Source organism: Bacillus marinisedimentorum, from assembly GCF_001644195.2.
Classification (GTDB): domain Bacteria; phylum Bacillota; class Bacilli; order Bacillales; family Bacillaceae_O; genus Bacillus_BL; species Bacillus_BL marinisedimentorum.
This window is the reverse complement of sequence record NZ_LWBL02000080.1, coordinates 1-14920: the sequence shown is the minus strand read 5'-3', so window position 1 is coordinate 14920 and position 14920 is coordinate 1. Positions and strand designations below refer to the sequence as shown.

The window sequence follows — 14920 nt, the reverse complement described above, 5'->3', positions numbered from 1 at the left end:
GATGTTTCAGATTAAAAGTCAACATATTTTTGCATTCTTTTTTCAAAAATGCATGTCTGCTGTTAGCGACGATGTTTTTAAATATAACACGGTCTTTTTTTAGAATCAACAGATTATAGATAGTCATTTTTTCCTGAATCCATTTTGCCCGTTGTGCCTATAACCATGTATTTAAAGAACGGATGCATATTTAAAAAGGGCACTTCCCATACGAAAGCAAGCATCCTTTATGCTTGTCTGAATAATTATGATGTTATGGAAGAGCGGTGACCGTGATGTTGTCCATTACCCTTATCGGCAGCTACAGCGGAAGCCGGCCTAACATGCAGAACAGCATAGAAGACTCACCGATTGGCGAGCCTTCAGGAGAAAACAAATTTAAAGTATTAAAATCGGCCCCTGCGTAGATACACTTCCCTGTTAACCATTTATTCTTTCCTATCAATAAAAAAAGACTGTCAAAACAGACAGCCTTCAACTTTGCCATTTTGGCGGCGTATTTTTACCCCAGTATATTTTCCCGAGAGTATAATGTCCGGTAAACGAATCTGCATCTGAATGATAATGGAAAGCAAAATAATGGCCGTCAAGCGGAGGCCGTTCTCTTCTGACATGGTAACGGAATACATCCTTCCCGGTTTCACTGTGATAGATATGAAAGATTTTCTCTCCGTAACCGCCTGCAGGCGTGCTGGAGATGACATGATTTCCGAACTCGCCGTCATCCCAATCTTTCGTTAACGTGCCAACGGCGTTTTTCAGTTCTGGCAAAATAATCTGCCTGTATTCTTCACCGATCTTATCTTCAATTCTGAACCCGAATTTTTGCTCCCCCTGTTTTTCAGCTTCAGACAGCATGGCAGCAAAAAACAGTTCACGCGGTTCAAGTTCAGATGGGATGGATATGCCGTCATGATCGTCTGGAATATCCTCTCGAGCCAAATCGCCCGATGCTTCAACAGATTGTTCATGCTGGCTATTCTTTTGGGAACCGGGAATCTGAATCGGCTGATTCGACGGTACGACCGTTCCGAAAGTAAGAATAGCGACTAATGCGACAAATATTTTACGGATCCACTGTTGCATACTCTTCCGCCTCTCATCAATTCATACGGTTATTGTCTCATGGACATCACAAAAAGGCTACATGAAAATGCATAACCTTTCACCGTTAGGCGGAAATTATACTAAAAAGGAGGAATTACTATATGTATGTTTCACGGGCAGTCGAAATAATTGATTCATCTTCTGAATTTCTTGTACTGTATAACCAGGTGCCGGTATGGCTGCAAAGTGTAAATGAAGAAGCTGAGACGGCAAGGGTTTATACAGCAGCCAATCCGGATAAAGAAATGGAAGTGCCTGTCGCAAAACTGCTGGAAGCATAGTGGAGGAAACTGCAAAGGGGAGGAGTGATAGAATGAATGAAACTGTTGTACTCGCCATTTTAAGTTTTCTGTCTATCTTTTACTTCATTTATCTGGCTGCCACTGACTGATGATTTTACCGCCGTATAAAAGGAACCGGCTTCCTGCTGGTTCCTTTTTGATGTTTATTTCCTTTTCCTGTTTCGGGCAGAGCTTTTTGAAACGGTTCCGGTTTCCCTCTCAGTCGTTCCTTGGCCTTCGATTTCGGGGGATTCCAGGACGGACTTTGAAGAATCCTGCTTAGGCTTATTTGCCATCGTCATTCACCTCCGCCCGTATCCTTTCCTTAAACCGATCAATCTATGCTGCCTTTCTCCAGCACCCCATAATGAAACTTCGCCGATTTCCTGATTTTCCGTTTGAAGCCGTGGCGCTCGAAAACAGCGCTGCGGAAATGATCTTTTATTATAACTCTGTATCTGGCCGCCCTTTTTGCTTCTTCGACAGCCGCTTCGGTAAGCATTGTGTCTGCAGCAATCGGCCGCATTTTGTTTATGCCTGCAGACTCAGTGAGAGGTGTTTGAAACATCGGATCAAAATAAACGACCTCCACCGATTCAGAAGGAATCCGCTTAAGTTCCAGCATGTAATCTCCCGCGATCACCTTAATCCGCCTCATTGCAATTTCCAGATCAGGCACATTTGTTTTCCATGTTTGCAAACCTCTTTCGACAAGATAGGCGATCATCCTGTTTTTTTCAATACCGGTAACACTCCCGCTTTCTCCGACCGCATGTGCGGCAATTATAGCATCTGCTCCGAGACCGAGGGTACAATCAAAAATGGACATTCCGGGCTTCAGGCCTGCTGCTTCCACAAATGGGTCGGAACCTCCGGCGAGCACTCGCTTCAGCCTGAACATGGCGGCATTGGGATGAAAAAAAAACGGTTCCTCCCCATTGCGGGGATGAATGACAAACTTGTCTATTCCCACCACCAGTATGTCATCGTTAAATTCTGTCCGCAGAGCCTTAAGCGGTATTTCCTGTCTTTCTACAAAAACACCATCCAGTTCCTCCGCAGCTTTGATAGCCAGTGAAGCCAAGTTTTTGCTGTTTTTCGATGATGTCGTGACGATCATTGTTTTCTCACACCTCTGGATTCCTGTTGAAATATGCAGCTTTTGCCGGAGAAAATGTAAAAGATTGTCCGGACATGCCTGTTTTGTCATAATCAATCCTTTTTTCAATATGAATAAAAGGAATACATTTCAGCCAGAAGCCCTATGTTTACCGTTAAGGGAGGCATCCAGATCAATGTTAAAAAGTCTTGTGAAGGAAAAGGTCGTCATTCCCACTATAACTGTCGGTATGATGCTCAGTGCACCGCATGCAGCTTCCGGGTCTACTGGATCCGGGAATCCGGCCAGGGACTCCGCCATGAATATCCAGCAGCACCTGAAATTCGGTCAAACAGGAAACTCAGTTAAGAAGCTGCAGCTCGCTTTAAAAGGGAAGCATATCTACAATCTGTCAGCAGACGGCATATTCGGGCCAGCCACATTGAAAGCAGTCAAGACATTCCAGAAAAAACAGCGGCTTTCTGTTGATGGGATCGCAGGGCCGAATACGCTAGAAACCCTCTTTATAAATTCAGCTGCAGTGCCTTATAAATATTCTTTCACCAAAACAAATTCTGTACAATATGGAGACAGGGGTGAAAAAGTCCGCAGTCTGCAAAATAAACTGATGAAGTTAAAATACTATACCGGAAACCTTGATGGCGTCTTCGGTCCGCTGACGAAAAAAGCGGTTATCCAGTTCCAGACCGAAAAAAACCTGAAAGTCGACGGCATTGCCGGTCCGCAAGTTTATGGTTCTTTAAGCAAACATAAAAGCTGGCAAACCGAAGTCACTGTCAAACCGGCCCCGCCAACTGCGAAAGTGAAAATCGAAGATAAAAAACGATCCGCCCAGTTCGGGGTTGCCAAAGCTGCGAGACGCTATATCGGGACACCTTATAGATGGGGCGGAACGACACCGGCAGGATTTGACTGCAGCGGCTTTCTTAAACATGTTTTTGCAAAACAAGGGGTGAACATTCCACGTACTGTAAGCGATATTTGGAATTTCGGCACTGATGTGACGAAACCGAGTGTAGGCGATATTCTCTTTTTCCAGACCTATAAACCAGGACCTTCTCATGCAGGCATTTACCTTGGAGACGGCAAGTTCATCCATGCAGGTTCCTCAAAAGGTGTGACAGTGAGCAAACTCGATACGTCCTATTGGAAATCAAGATATTTAGGCACCAAACGGATGATCCAGCACAACTGAGCATATGATGGAGCGGAAACGCTATGCTTCCGCTTCTATTTATTCATCGGCTTTTTCAGATAAATAAGCCCATCTTTCCATTAACTCGTCCAGCTTATTCTCCAGCTCCTCTTTGTCATTGAAAAGCTCCTGGGCTTTTTCATAGTCACTGCCGGATTGTCCAATTTGCCGTTCTATTTCCGCAATTTTCCCCTCGGATGCAGAAATCCGATCTTCAATTTCTTCCCATTCCCTTTTTTCCAGGTAGGACATCTTTTTCTTTTTTCCGTCATGCTGAAACGGTTTTTCCTTTGAAGTGGTCTCCCTCATTTTTGGAATCGGCGCCGCCTGTTGTTCTTCCTCCAGGTAATCGCTGTATGAACCGTAATAAGGTGTAATGCTGCCATTGCCGAATACAAAAAGGATTTCTGATGTCCGATCAAGGAAGTAACGGTCATGAGATACCGTTATGACAGCTCCGCTAAATCCATCCAGGTAGTCCTCCAGGACGGTCAGCGTTTCAATATCGAGATCATTGGTCGGTTCATCCAGCAGGAGGACATTCGGATTTTCCATTAATATCTTCAGCAGATAGAGGCGCCGCTGTTCGCCGCCGGACAATTTGTTGATCGGCAGACCGTGAGTGGACGGCGGAAACAGGAAGCGTTCGAGCATGGTGGCGGCCGAAGTCAGGTTTCCGTCGCGATCGGTGATGAACTCTGCTGTTTCCTTAATATAATGGATGACTCGCATCGACCCGTCCATATCTTCACTCTCCTGAGTGTAAAAGCCGATATTTACGGTATTCCCGGTGATGACCCGGCCGCTGCTAGGATCGATGTCACCGGCAAGCATTTTCAGAAAGGTAGACTTTCCGCTTCCATTTGGCCCGATGATGCCTATACGCGCACCTGGCTGGACAATGTAAGAAAACGGTTCGATTAAATCCTCTCCCCCGATTGATATTGCTGTATCCTCCAACTCGAATACCCGCTTGCCAATCCGCGATCCGCTCAATGCGATGTCCACTGAGCCGGTGTCTATCGGGCCTTTCTGTTCTTTCATTTGCTCGATCCGCTGGATACGGGCTTTTTGTTTTGTCGTTCGCGCTTTCGCACCCTTTTTTAACCATTCAATCTCTTTTTTGAGGATGGACTGCTGTTTTTCGTACCGCCTCGCCTCATTTTCTTCCCGTTCGGCTTTTTGGCCCAGAAACGCTTCGTAGTTTCCTTTATATGTATAAAGGCTGCCGCCGTCCAGTTCCCAAATGGTATCGGTGACACTATCCAGAAAGTACCTGTCATGGGTGACGACAATGAACGAGGCTTGATACCCTTTTAAGTACTCTTCAAGCCAGCGGATTGTCCCGATATCGAGGTGATTTGTCGGTTCATCCAGAATGAGCAAATCCGGTTTTCTGATCAAGCTGCTGGCAAGCAGGACCCGCTTCTTTTCTCCGCCCGACAATTGTTCAGGGATTTTTTCAAAGTTGTACACCCCTAGCTTTGTAAGGATCGCTTTTGCCGCTGCATTCAGTTCCCATGCATCGAGTGTATCCATCTTCACCTGTGCCTCTGCCAGCTCTCCCTGGATTTTTTCATCGTCCGGCGAATCTTGAAGCCTGGCAAGCGACAGTTCGTAGGCTTTGATTGCTTCGGTCTCGGGCGTTTCATTCATGAAAACTTGCTCAAGGACATTTTTCCCGGGCACAAGCTCGGTCTGCTGCTGGACAAATTCAACGCTGTACCCTGAAGGCTTTATGATCGCACCGCTGTCCGGTTCATCCATTTCCGCAACGACGCTAAGCAAACTTGATTTCCCGGTCCCGTTCAGGCCGATTAAACCGATTTTCTGGTTTTCCCCAATCGTAAAGTCCAGGTTTCTGAACAGCTCTTTTTCCCCATATGTCTTTGTGATCTTTTCCGCTGTCACTTGTTTCATTGCACTTTGCTCCGTTTTCTATAAAATGGTTTTCATCAAGAAGAAAACACGGCCGGTCAGTTGTTTTTATCTTGCCATGTGCCGGCGGGCCTTCCCCATTCGCTGTAAAATTGACGAAGAAATCCGACCATGAATCTGTGGCGTTCCTCAGCCATTTTCATTCCTGTTTCTGTATTCATCAAGTCCTTTAATTTTAACAGTTTTTCATAAAAATGATTAACCGCAGTGCTTTTCCCTGTCCGATATTCCGTTTTTGTCATTTCATCTCTCGGCGGAAGGCCGGGGTCAAATATCGGCTGCCCTTTTGCGCCTGCATACGTGAAGGCACGCGCAATCCCGATTGCACCGATGGCATCCAGGCGGTCGGCATCCTGTACAACTTTTCCTTCCAGAGTGCGGACTTCCGGACCGCCGCCGCCTTTGAATGACATGGTTGAAATGATTTCCATGACATGATTCGTTTCACTGTCCGGTAAGGAGACGGACATAAGCCAATCCCTCACTTTTCCCAGCCCCTCTTCTTCTGAATCATTCAACTTTTCATCGGCTATATCATGCAGAAGGGCAGCCAGCTCACAAACTTGCATGTCAGCCCCTTCCTCTTCTGCAATGTGGCGGGTAGTCCCCCACACTCTTTCAATGTGGTGCCAGTCGTGCCCCGTCGTCTCTTCCCCAAGTTCCTTCCTGGCGAAATCCACCGCTTTTTCCACAACCGTTTGAGAAGCCATGCTGTATCTCGTCCTTTCTTTTCAGCCAATTCGCACAAGTATTACAGATGCATATTGTAAGGTAGATAGGTTTATTATAGGAGGTTCGAGCAAAATATGAAATGGATTGGCCCTAATCAGCGTGAGAATCAAAGCGGAATGATCGGTGTGCCGTGGAAAGGAAAGCATGTGGCAATCATTAGGTGCTTGACAGAAACCGGGGAGGTCGCCCATTTTTCCGCAAGTATATCTGCACCAGTTGAACCGCCCCATCCTGAATGCGCAGAAACCCTATCGAGAATGATGAGTATCGGCTATGAAGTTGATCACATATTTCAAGCAGGCGACGGTCTGATTCATTATGTCCTTGTATATGAAGGGATATGATGACATCAAACTCGCCGATTGACGAGTTTTCAGGCGGAGACAAGGCGCAGTTCCCCTTATCTGTATTCTTGAAATTGGCTGCTGCGCCGAATGCTCCTTGCTTACAATGTATACGTTCCTACAGTAAAAAGGCCCCGTACTTGCTAACGGGGCCGCTTTCCATCCTGTTTAAAAAAGGCCTTTTGCCTTTCCGTTTTCATCCACATCCATATTCAATGCTGCCGGTTTTTTCGGCAAGCCCGGCATTGTCATGATATCACCGGTCATCGCCACGATGAAACCTGCTCCAATTGAAGGCCGTAATTCCCGGACAGTGACGGTGAAGCCTTCAGGCCTGCCAAGTTTTGCCGGGTCATCCGACAGGGAGTACTGGGTTTTTGCCATACATACAGGCAAACTATCCCAGCCTTCTTCCTTGAACTGAGCCAGCTGCTTTTTAGCCTGGACCGTAAAATCAACTTCACTTGCTCCGTACACATTCTTTGCAATCGCCTCAATCTTTTCCTCAAGCGGGAGGTCGAGCTCATAAAGCTGAGAAAAACGGTTGTCGGATTTTTCCACAGCGCTTACCACTTCGCGGGCCAGCGCTTCACCGCCTTCGCCCCCTTTTTCCCAGACGTTGGCCAGTACGGCAGGAACACCTTTTTCATTGCACCAGTTTTCGATAAAATCAAGTTCATTGTTCGAGTCTGTCACAAAGCGGTTAATTGCAACGACTGCCGGCAGGCCGAATTTCTCTGTTATCGTATCAATATGTTTCTCCAGATTGACAATGCCGGTTTTCAGCGCCTCGACGTTTTCCTGGCCGAGCTCTTTTTTAGGAACACCGCCGTGCATTTTAAGTGCGCGGACAGTCGCAACGATGACGACTGCATCAGGGCGGATGTCACCCGCACGCGTTTTGATATCAAGGAATTTTTCCGCACCAAGGTCAGCTCCGAACCCGGCTTCGGTCACAACATATTCTCCCAGTTTCCTGGCCATGTTCGTTGCAATGACACTGTTGCACCCGTGGGCGATATTTGCAAACGGGCCGCCATGAATGAGAGCAGGTGTGTTTTCAAGCGTCTGGACAAGGTTCGGTTTGATTGCGTCTTTCAATAGCAGAGTAAGCGCGCCCTCAGCACCGAGATCACCGGCTGTCACCGGCTTTTTATCGCGATTATATGCCACAACCATTCGGGCGAGGCGTTTTTTCAAATCCGATAAGTCTTTAGCAAGACAAAGCACTGCCATTACTTCTGACGCCACCGTAATGTTGAATCCATCTTCCCGCGGGATGCCGTTGACAGGTCCGCCAAGACCGATCGTGATATTACGCAATGCCCTGTCATTCAAATCAACCGCCCTTTTCCAGACGACACGGCGCTGATCGATATTCAAATCATTGCCCTGGTGGATATGGTTATCAAGAATAGCCGCCAGCGCATTGTTTGCTGTTGTGATCGCATGGAGATCCCCGGTGAAGTGAAGGTTGATATCTTCCATCGGCACTACCTGGGAATACCCCCCTCCGGCAGCACCGCCCTTGATTCCCATGCTCGGTCCCAGTGAAGGTTCACGGAGCGCAATCACCGCTTTTTTACCGATTCTGTTGAGTGCCTGGCCGAGCCCGACTGTTACCGTTGACTTCCCTTCCCCTGCAGGAGTAGGATTGATAGCGGTTACAAGAATGACTTTACCATTTTCTTGATCTTTGAGACGATCCATCACATCAAGTGAAATTTTCGCCTTATAGTGGCCGTACGGTTCGAGTTCATCAGGGTGGATTGCCAGTTTTTCGGCAATCATACCGATCGGTTCCATTTTCGATTCCTGAGCAATTTCAATATCTGACTTGTACTGATTAGCCATTTTGTATGTCCCCCTTTGTGTTGTGAAAATTATGTACTAATTCATTGTAACGAAAAAATGCATTTTCGTATCGGTATTCCGGTACGAATTCTTGAAACTTTTAGACATAATTACTTTTTTTCGAGAATAAAAAGCCACATGAATGTAAGCGCCTGCTGCAAGTCTTCAGGAAGGCCGCGGATATGCTCCGGTTTCACTTCTTTTTTATAAACCCCTTTTCCTGCGGTAAAATTCCAGCCATTTTCCTCCGCCAGCTGTTTAAACTCCCACGGCATCATCGTATTGCAGATGACCGATTCGCCGCTGAGTCTGTTGAAGCTGTTCTGCCTCGGTCCTGCAGTCGGTCCCAGAATACCGAAGAGGCCCGTACCTCCTGGTTTCAAGACCCTCCGTATTTCGGCCAGTGCCTTAAGCGGTGAGGCAGTCCATTCCAGCACGTTGATTACTGTGACAGCATCAAACTCCCCGCTCTTAAAAGGAAGCTGCATGACATCCGCCTGTAAGAACGTAAGGTTATCCCCATTATCCCTGTTTTTCGCTTTTTCGATCATTTCGGCGGACAGATCAATTCCGACCGGCGAATACCCGGCCTGCTGCAGTAATGTTGTACTGTGTCCAGGACCGCAGCCGATATCAAGCACATTCGTTTCCCCGGAAGGCTTAACATGCCTTTTGAAAAGCGGGATGATATCTCTGCGGCTGCCTTCGCTCCACATTTTCACGGCATTTTCATCCCAGTAACCTGCCCTGCTGTTCCACTGCGATTGTGCCTCTTTATGCCAGTTGTCCATATTGTCCCCCTTTTCAAGGTTGTGAAACGGGTCGACTCAACCGTTTATGATCCTCTGACCCTGCCGGCAAAACCGGCCCTTCTATCATATCCTGAAACACATTCAGCTCTCAACCGGAAATGCTGCTAAAGAGCGTTTCGGCCGTTTTGAATTTACAAAAGGCTATGTTAAAGAATGTTGTGGATTTTACACATTGTTGTGGATTTTCAAGGACGAGCCGCTCGGTTTCACCTCTCTTTTTGGGCCAGAGGACATTTACAGTGACGATTCCTCTTGAACGGCACCTCTATTCCGATTGGAGCGGGTGTTCGAAACTTCTCGAAAACGCTTCATGGAGTGATAAATCATGGAGCTTGAAGCCTAAAAAACCAGCCGGCTTTCGCCGGCTGGTCAATGTCATTATATGTTCGTGATAATCTTATAAGCGTTTTCTGCTTCTTCTGCTGTTGGCGGTTCTACATGCTGCAGCTTATTTGTAAGGCCAAGCGCCTCCCACTTGTAATCACCCATTTTGTGATAAGGAAGAACTTCAATCTTTTTAACGTTGGAAAGGCTGCCGGCATACTTCCCGAGCCTCCGCAGCGTATCTTCGCCGTCGGTATAGCCCGGTAAAAGAACATGTCTTATCCATACTGGTATACCCTTTTTTTCAAGAATAGCTGCGAATTTCCGGTTGTTATGGTTTGACTGGCCGGTAATCGTCCGATGGCCGTCATCGTCCACATGCTTAACATCAAGCAGCACAAGATCAGTGTATTCAAGCAATTCATCGATATTGGCAGGAATGATTGAACCTGCTGTATCAAGCGCTGTATTGATTCCGACCGCTTTCGCTTGCTTGAACAGGTCAAGGACGAATTCGGGCTGCAAAAGCGGCTCTCCGCCGCTTACAGTTATACCGCCGCCGGATGCCTTCATGTAAGGCAAGTAACGCCTGACCTCATTGATGAGCATTACCGAATCCGCTTCATTACCGCCTGCGCGTTCCCAAGTATCCGGGTTATGGCAATAAAGGCACCGGAGCGGGCAGCCCTGCGTGAAGACGATGTAACGCAGGCCGGGACCATCTACCGTTCCCAATGTTTCGACTGAATGGATTCTTCCTTTCATACTAATCACATACTTTCATGTATTGTTCTGTTTATGACATCAAGCTGCTGTTCCCGTGTCAATTTAATGAAGTTGACAGCATATCCAGAAACGCGGATGGTCAGCTGCGGATACTTTTCCGGATGCTCCATCGCATCTAACAGCGTGTCACGGTTGAATACATTGACGTTGATATGATGTCCGCTCTGGACAGCATATCCGTCCAGAATGGCTGCCATGTTGGATGCTCTCGTGTCATCATCTTTACCGAGTGCTTTCGGAACGATTGAGAACGTGCACGAAATCCCGTCCTGGCAATCTCGGTAAGGGAGCTTGCTCACCGAATTCAATGAGGCCAGCGCACCTTTTTGGTCACGGCCGTGAAGCGGATTCGCACCAGGGGCAAACGGTTCGCCTGCTTTGCGGCCATCAGGGGTCGTACCGGTCTTTTTGCCGTATACGACATTAGACGTAATGGTAAGGATTGATTGTGTCGGAATTGAATTGCGGTACGAATGCTGCCGACGGAATTTCGACATGAACTTCTCAACAAGCTCGACGGCAATCTGGTCGACACGGTCATCATCATTGCCGTACATCGGATAGTCACCTTCGATTTCAAAGTCGACCGCAATTCCGTTTACGTCACGGATCGGTTTTACTTTCGCATACTTAATCGCACTCAAGGAATCGGCAACAACCGATAATCCGGCAATCCCGCCAGCCATTGTGCGGATGACGTCCCTGTCATGGAGTGCCATCTCGAGCCGCTCGTAAGCATATTTATCATGCATGTAGTGAATGACATTCAGCGTATTCATGTACAGTTTTGCCAGCCAGTCAAGCACTTTATCATACGCTGCCGTTACTTCTTCATAATCCAGGTATTCACTCACAATCGGTGCGGACTTCGGTGCGACCTGTATGTTCAGCTTTTCATCAATGCCGCCGTTTATTGCATAAAGTAACGCTTTTGCAAGATTGGCGCGGGCGCCGAAAAACTGCATTTGCTTGCCAATCTTCATGACGGATACACAGCAGGCGATGCCATAGTCGTCACCATATTCTGGACGCATGATTTCATCATTCTCATACTGGATTGAAGATGTCTTAATGGACATTCTGGCGCAATATTTTTTGAAATGATCCGGCAATTTTTCCGACCATAATACAGTCAGGTTCGGTTCAGGAGCAGGTCCCAGGTTATCAAGCGTATGGAGGAACCTGTAACTGTTCTTCGTTACAAGCGGGCGGCCGTCGATTCCCATTCCCCCGATTGATTCGGTAACCCATGTAGGATCGCCGCTGAAAAGTTCGTCATAGTCAGGCGTACGGAGGAACCGGACCATCCGCAGCTTCATGACAAAATGATCGATCATTTCCTGTGCTTCTTCTTCAGTAATGAGTCCTCGAGCCAAATCACGTTCGATGTAAATATCAAGGAACGTCGAGACACGGCCAAGGCTCATGGCTGCCCCGTTCTGTTCCTTCACTGCGCCAAGATAGCCGAAATACAGCCATTGGATTGATTCTTTTGCATTTTTGGCCGGACCTGAGATGTCGAATCCGTAAGAAGCGGCCATTTCTTTCAGTTCATTTAGTGCCCGATATTGTTCAGTAATTTCTTCACGAAGACGAATCATTTCTTCGTTCATCATTTCATTTTCAAGAGATTTATGATGGTTTTTCCTTTCTTCCATCAAAAAGTCGATGCCGTACAGGGCGACACGGCGATAGTCGCCAATGATGCGGCCGCGGCCGTATGCATCAGGGAGCCCGGTGATGACCCCGGCTTTGCGGGCTTTGAGCATTTCACCTGTATAAACGTCAAATACACCCTGGTTATGTGTCTTGCGGTAATCGGTAAACGTCTTTTCAACAGCCGCATCAAGCTCAAATCCATAAGCGTCACATGAGCTTTTCACCATACGAATGCCGCCATAAGGCATGATTGCCCGTTTCAGCGGAGCATCTGTCTGCAGGCCGACTATTTTTTCGATATCTTTATTGATATAACCCGGCTCATGGGAGGTTATTGCAGAGACCGTCTTCGTGTCAGCATCAAGCACGCCCTTTTCCCGTTCAAGTTTCATCAGTTCAAGGACAGAGTCCCATAGCTGTTTCGTGCTGTCAGTAGCCGGTGCAAGGAAGTCTTCCTTTCCCTCATATGCTGAAAAGTTCAATTGGATAAAGTCACGGACATCTGATTCCATGGTCCATTTTCCTTCTTTAAATCCTTCCCATGCCTCAGCGGTCGTGGTTGGTTGTTTTACTGCTTCCATTTGGAATGCCCCTTTCTTCGTAAACCCCATTCATTGTTTTTCAAGCGGACTTCATGTGCCGATCCCCGTACTATTTGCTGGACTGGCACATTTGACTGTCTTTAATTATTCAAACAGCGGCTTCCGCCGCGCCATCTGAATGCTTCTGAATTACAGATTGCTATTTATTCTCTGTTTCAAGGTCATTATAGACCTGGACACGGGAAAAGGGTATGGATAAAATGTGAATAATTTCACATTAACAGATAAGTTATGTTTTGTAAGCGCATACAACATAACGACCGCTCTAGTTGTTATGTTTACGTCTGATAGACCCAGTCCTGATTAGGTTTGCATTTTAAGTATGTTTGAAATGCAGAAAACGTCACTTTTACATTTTTACTGTATCACACTGTTTCACCTTAGTTGAAAATGTTGTATAACAGAGTATGATTATTCATTATTTTGCATGTTTCGCCGTTTGATATGAAGGGAATTTCTAAAAATGAACAATACTGGCAGGAGGTGTTTGGATATGTACACATACACGGTTGTTCCAAATAAAGATGCTTCAGCTTGGATTGTTAAAGCCGAGGATGTCGCGCCCGAACAGAGCTATATATCAAGGGACAGGGCAGTTGACACCGCAAAAGAACTCGCCCGGGAAAACTCCCCGGCATCGGTCCAGGTAATGGATAGAGACCATCAGCTCGTAGATGAAATGAAATTTTAATATGACGGTTGGAAAAAATGCCGGCCCTATTGCCGCGTATTTTGGTATCTGAACAGCCTTGACCGTAATTAAAACACGAAGAGCTTTCCCTGATCAGGGAAAGCTCTTCGACTGCTTATAAATTTAATTCAATCCCGATGCCGGGTTTCTCATCCGGGCTTATGCCAATATATCGCAGTGTCGCTTTTGAACTGCTGTGGTTAAGCATTTGCTGAAGCAAGGACAGGTCCGCACCATTTTTATAAGCGTGGTAGACGAATGTCTTCCGTAATGAATGGTTGCCGATCCGTTCTGTCATTCCCGCATTCCTTGCCGCGTCATTCAATATATGCCATGCCTGCTGGCGGCTGATTGCCTTATTGCCTTTTCGTGAAGGGAACAGAGGCCGGTCCAGATTGCCCTTATAATCTTTCAAATAATCTTTGATCGCCTTTTTGACATTTTTGCCAAGCGGATAATGAGTCCTGGCACCCATGGCCGGTTCTCTCATTTCATAATGATCCTTTACCGTTCCATTTTCATCGATCACATCGGACACCTTCAGTTTTAAAAGTTCAGTTATCCGGAGGACACTGTTGATTCCGAACGTAAAAAGCAGTGCATCGCGTGCAGATTTGCTTTCAAGGTAACTGCGCATCTCTTCAATTTTGTTCTGGTCTTTGATTGGCTGTACGAATTCCATCGCTTTGTCACCTCCACTCAATTTGTCTTATCATACATATATTATATGATATGTCAGATTCATTTGCACCAACTTTACGATTTCTTTCTTTTTATCCTTCTCCTTTTTTACACTTTTATGAACGGTTGTATTGAAGTTCGTGTTATTTATTGATGTTGATTGGAGCCGAAGGCGTGATACTCCCTCAAAATGAAGACTAAAAATCACACATTAAATCTTCTTCATGGAAGCGGAGTTTGCCGCGCCAAAAAGCAAACAAGGAGGCCGGTACGTCCTGTGACCGTGCGGAAAGCGAGGTAATGAGGGGACCAGTCTGGTTAAAATCCGGCCATCCGGCCAATTACGGCGGCATGGTTTATCATTGATAACGGTATTAAGGTAAGTTGAGGGTGATTTTCCGGGCAGCGGCATGGAAAAATAACGGAGCCAGTCGGAGTGCTGCTAATTTGACCCGTTGCATAAAGGAGGTCATTATTTGACACCCTATTTCAGAAAACATTTGTAACATGGAGGGATGAACATGTCAGAACCTTATAATGAATTGAAGCAATTGGAAATGTCCATTAAAGCCGCTCAAAAGATGGTTGGAACGGCTACGATGAGTATGGACCCCGATCAGCTTTCAGATGCTGAAAGGGCAGTGACCAGCGCCCGGCTCGAATATTCTGAAGCGGTTAAGGCCTCTCCCGGCACAGATGAACAGTTTTTCGAACAATCAATGGAGCTTCTTGACCGTTGTGAAGAACAGTTGAAAGAAGCACAGCGCTGACCAGCTGCAGAAAAGGCCCCGGCC

At 46.6% G+C, this 14920-nt stretch carries 15 protein-coding genes and 1 pseudogene; 6 read left to right on the top strand and 10 right to left on the bottom strand.

The features are described 5' to 3' along the window. Positions 1-474 precede the first annotated feature (474 nt). Positions 475-1086: a YpjP family protein gene (locus A4U59_RS20385; protein WP_066175702.1), complete on the bottom strand. Its 612-nt coding sequence runs from the start codon at positions 1084-1086 to the stop codon at positions 475-477. A 122-nt stretch (positions 1087-1208) separates the two neighbouring features. Between A4U59_RS20385 and A4U59_RS20380 the strand changes: the two genes are divergently transcribed. Continuing rightward, positions 1209-1388 carry an H-type small acid-soluble spore protein gene (locus A4U59_RS20380; protein WP_066175700.1) on the top strand — a complete coding sequence of 60 codons (180 nt, stop codon included), beginning with the start codon at positions 1209-1211 and terminating at the stop codon, positions 1386-1388. 164 nt (positions 1389-1552) lie between these two features. Here A4U59_RS20380 and A4U59_RS21155 read toward each other — a convergent pair whose 3' ends face one another. After that, positions 1553-1684: a YuzL family protein gene (locus A4U59_RS21155; protein ID WP_106406384.1), complete on the bottom strand. Its 132-nt coding sequence runs from the start codon at positions 1682-1684 to the stop codon at positions 1553-1555. Between the two features lie 38 nt (positions 1685-1722). Continuing rightward, positions 1723-2508, bottom strand: a complete 786-nt coding sequence (locus A4U59_RS20375; RefSeq protein WP_066175707.1) for a class I SAM-dependent methyltransferase — start codon at positions 2506-2508, stop codon at positions 1723-1725. A 109-nt stretch (positions 2509-2617) separates the two neighbouring features. Here A4U59_RS20375 and A4U59_RS22670 point away from each other — a divergent pair. Then, a pseudogene (locus tag A4U59_RS22670) lies at positions 2618-3184 on the top strand (peptidoglycan-binding domain-containing protein); the annotation flags it as partial. A gap of 126 nt (positions 3185-3310) precedes the next feature. Continuing rightward, positions 3311-3703: a C40 family peptidase gene (locus tag A4U59_RS22665; protein WP_425388932.1), complete on the top strand. Its 393-nt coding sequence runs from the start codon at positions 3311-3313 to the stop codon at positions 3701-3703. A 39-nt stretch (positions 3704-3742) separates the two neighbouring features. Here the strand turns inward: A4U59_RS22665 and A4U59_RS20365 are convergent, their stop codons facing one another. Further along, positions 3743-5623 (bottom strand): ABC-F family ATP-binding cassette domain-containing protein, encoded by a 1881-nt coding sequence (locus A4U59_RS20365; RefSeq protein ID WP_066175695.1) that lies wholly within the window; start codon positions 5621-5623, stop codon positions 3743-3745. 56 nt (positions 5624-5679) lie between these two features. Continuing rightward, positions 5680-6351: an HD domain-containing protein gene (locus tag A4U59_RS20360; RefSeq protein ID WP_066175692.1), complete on the bottom strand. Its 672-nt coding sequence runs from the start codon at positions 6349-6351 to the stop codon at positions 5680-5682. A gap of 96 nt (positions 6352-6447) precedes the next feature. Between A4U59_RS20360 and A4U59_RS20355 the strand changes: the two genes are divergently transcribed. Continuing rightward, the gene (locus A4U59_RS20355; protein WP_245680607.1) at positions 6448-6717 is read left to right on the top strand and encodes a hypothetical protein; all 270 of its coding nucleotides are present in this window, start codon (positions 6448-6450) and stop codon (positions 6715-6717) included. 168 nt (positions 6718-6885) lie between these two features. Here A4U59_RS20355 and A4U59_RS20350 read toward each other — a convergent pair whose 3' ends face one another. The 4 genes from A4U59_RS20350 to pflB form a co-directional block, all read right to left on the bottom strand. After that, positions 6886-8571 (bottom strand): formate--tetrahydrofolate ligase, encoded by a 1686-nt coding sequence (locus A4U59_RS20350; RefSeq protein WP_066175689.1) that lies wholly within the window; start codon positions 8569-8571, stop codon positions 6886-6888. Between the two features lie 110 nt (positions 8572-8681). Continuing rightward, positions 8682-9362, bottom strand: coding sequence for a class I SAM-dependent methyltransferase (locus tag A4U59_RS20345; RefSeq protein ID WP_066175687.1), 681 nt, complete (start codon positions 9360-9362; stop codon positions 8682-8684). 399 nt (positions 9363-9761) lie between these two features. Further along, entirely contained in the window at positions 9762-10472 is a 711-nt protein-coding gene (gene pflA, locus A4U59_RS20340) for a pyruvate formate-lyase-activating protein (RefSeq protein ID WP_066175684.1), read from the bottom strand. 5 nt (positions 10473-10477) lie between these two features. After that, positions 10478-12733 (bottom strand): formate C-acetyltransferase, encoded by a 2256-nt coding sequence (gene pflB / locus A4U59_RS20335; RefSeq protein WP_066175682.1) that lies wholly within the window; start codon positions 12731-12733, stop codon positions 10478-10480. Positions 12734-13247: 514 nt separating this feature from the next. Here pflB and A4U59_RS20330 point away from each other — a divergent pair. Continuing rightward, entirely contained in the window at positions 13248-13445 is a 198-nt protein-coding gene (locus A4U59_RS20330; RefSeq protein WP_066175679.1) for a DUF2188 domain-containing protein, read from the top strand. 115 nt (positions 13446-13560) lie between these two features. On the opposite strand, the gene A4U59_RS20325 is transcribed toward A4U59_RS20330, so the two are convergent. Continuing rightward, entirely contained in the window at positions 13561-14127 is a 567-nt protein-coding gene (locus A4U59_RS20325) for a tyrosine-type recombinase/integrase (protein ID WP_066175676.1), read from the bottom strand. 520 nt (positions 14128-14647) lie between these two features. On the opposite strand from A4U59_RS20325, the gene A4U59_RS20320 reads away from it, so the two are divergent. Beyond that, positions 14648-14896: a DUF2564 family protein gene (locus tag A4U59_RS20320; RefSeq protein WP_169824018.1), complete on the top strand. Its 249-nt coding sequence runs from the start codon at positions 14648-14650 to the stop codon at positions 14894-14896. Positions 14897-14920: the final 24 nt, after the last annotated feature.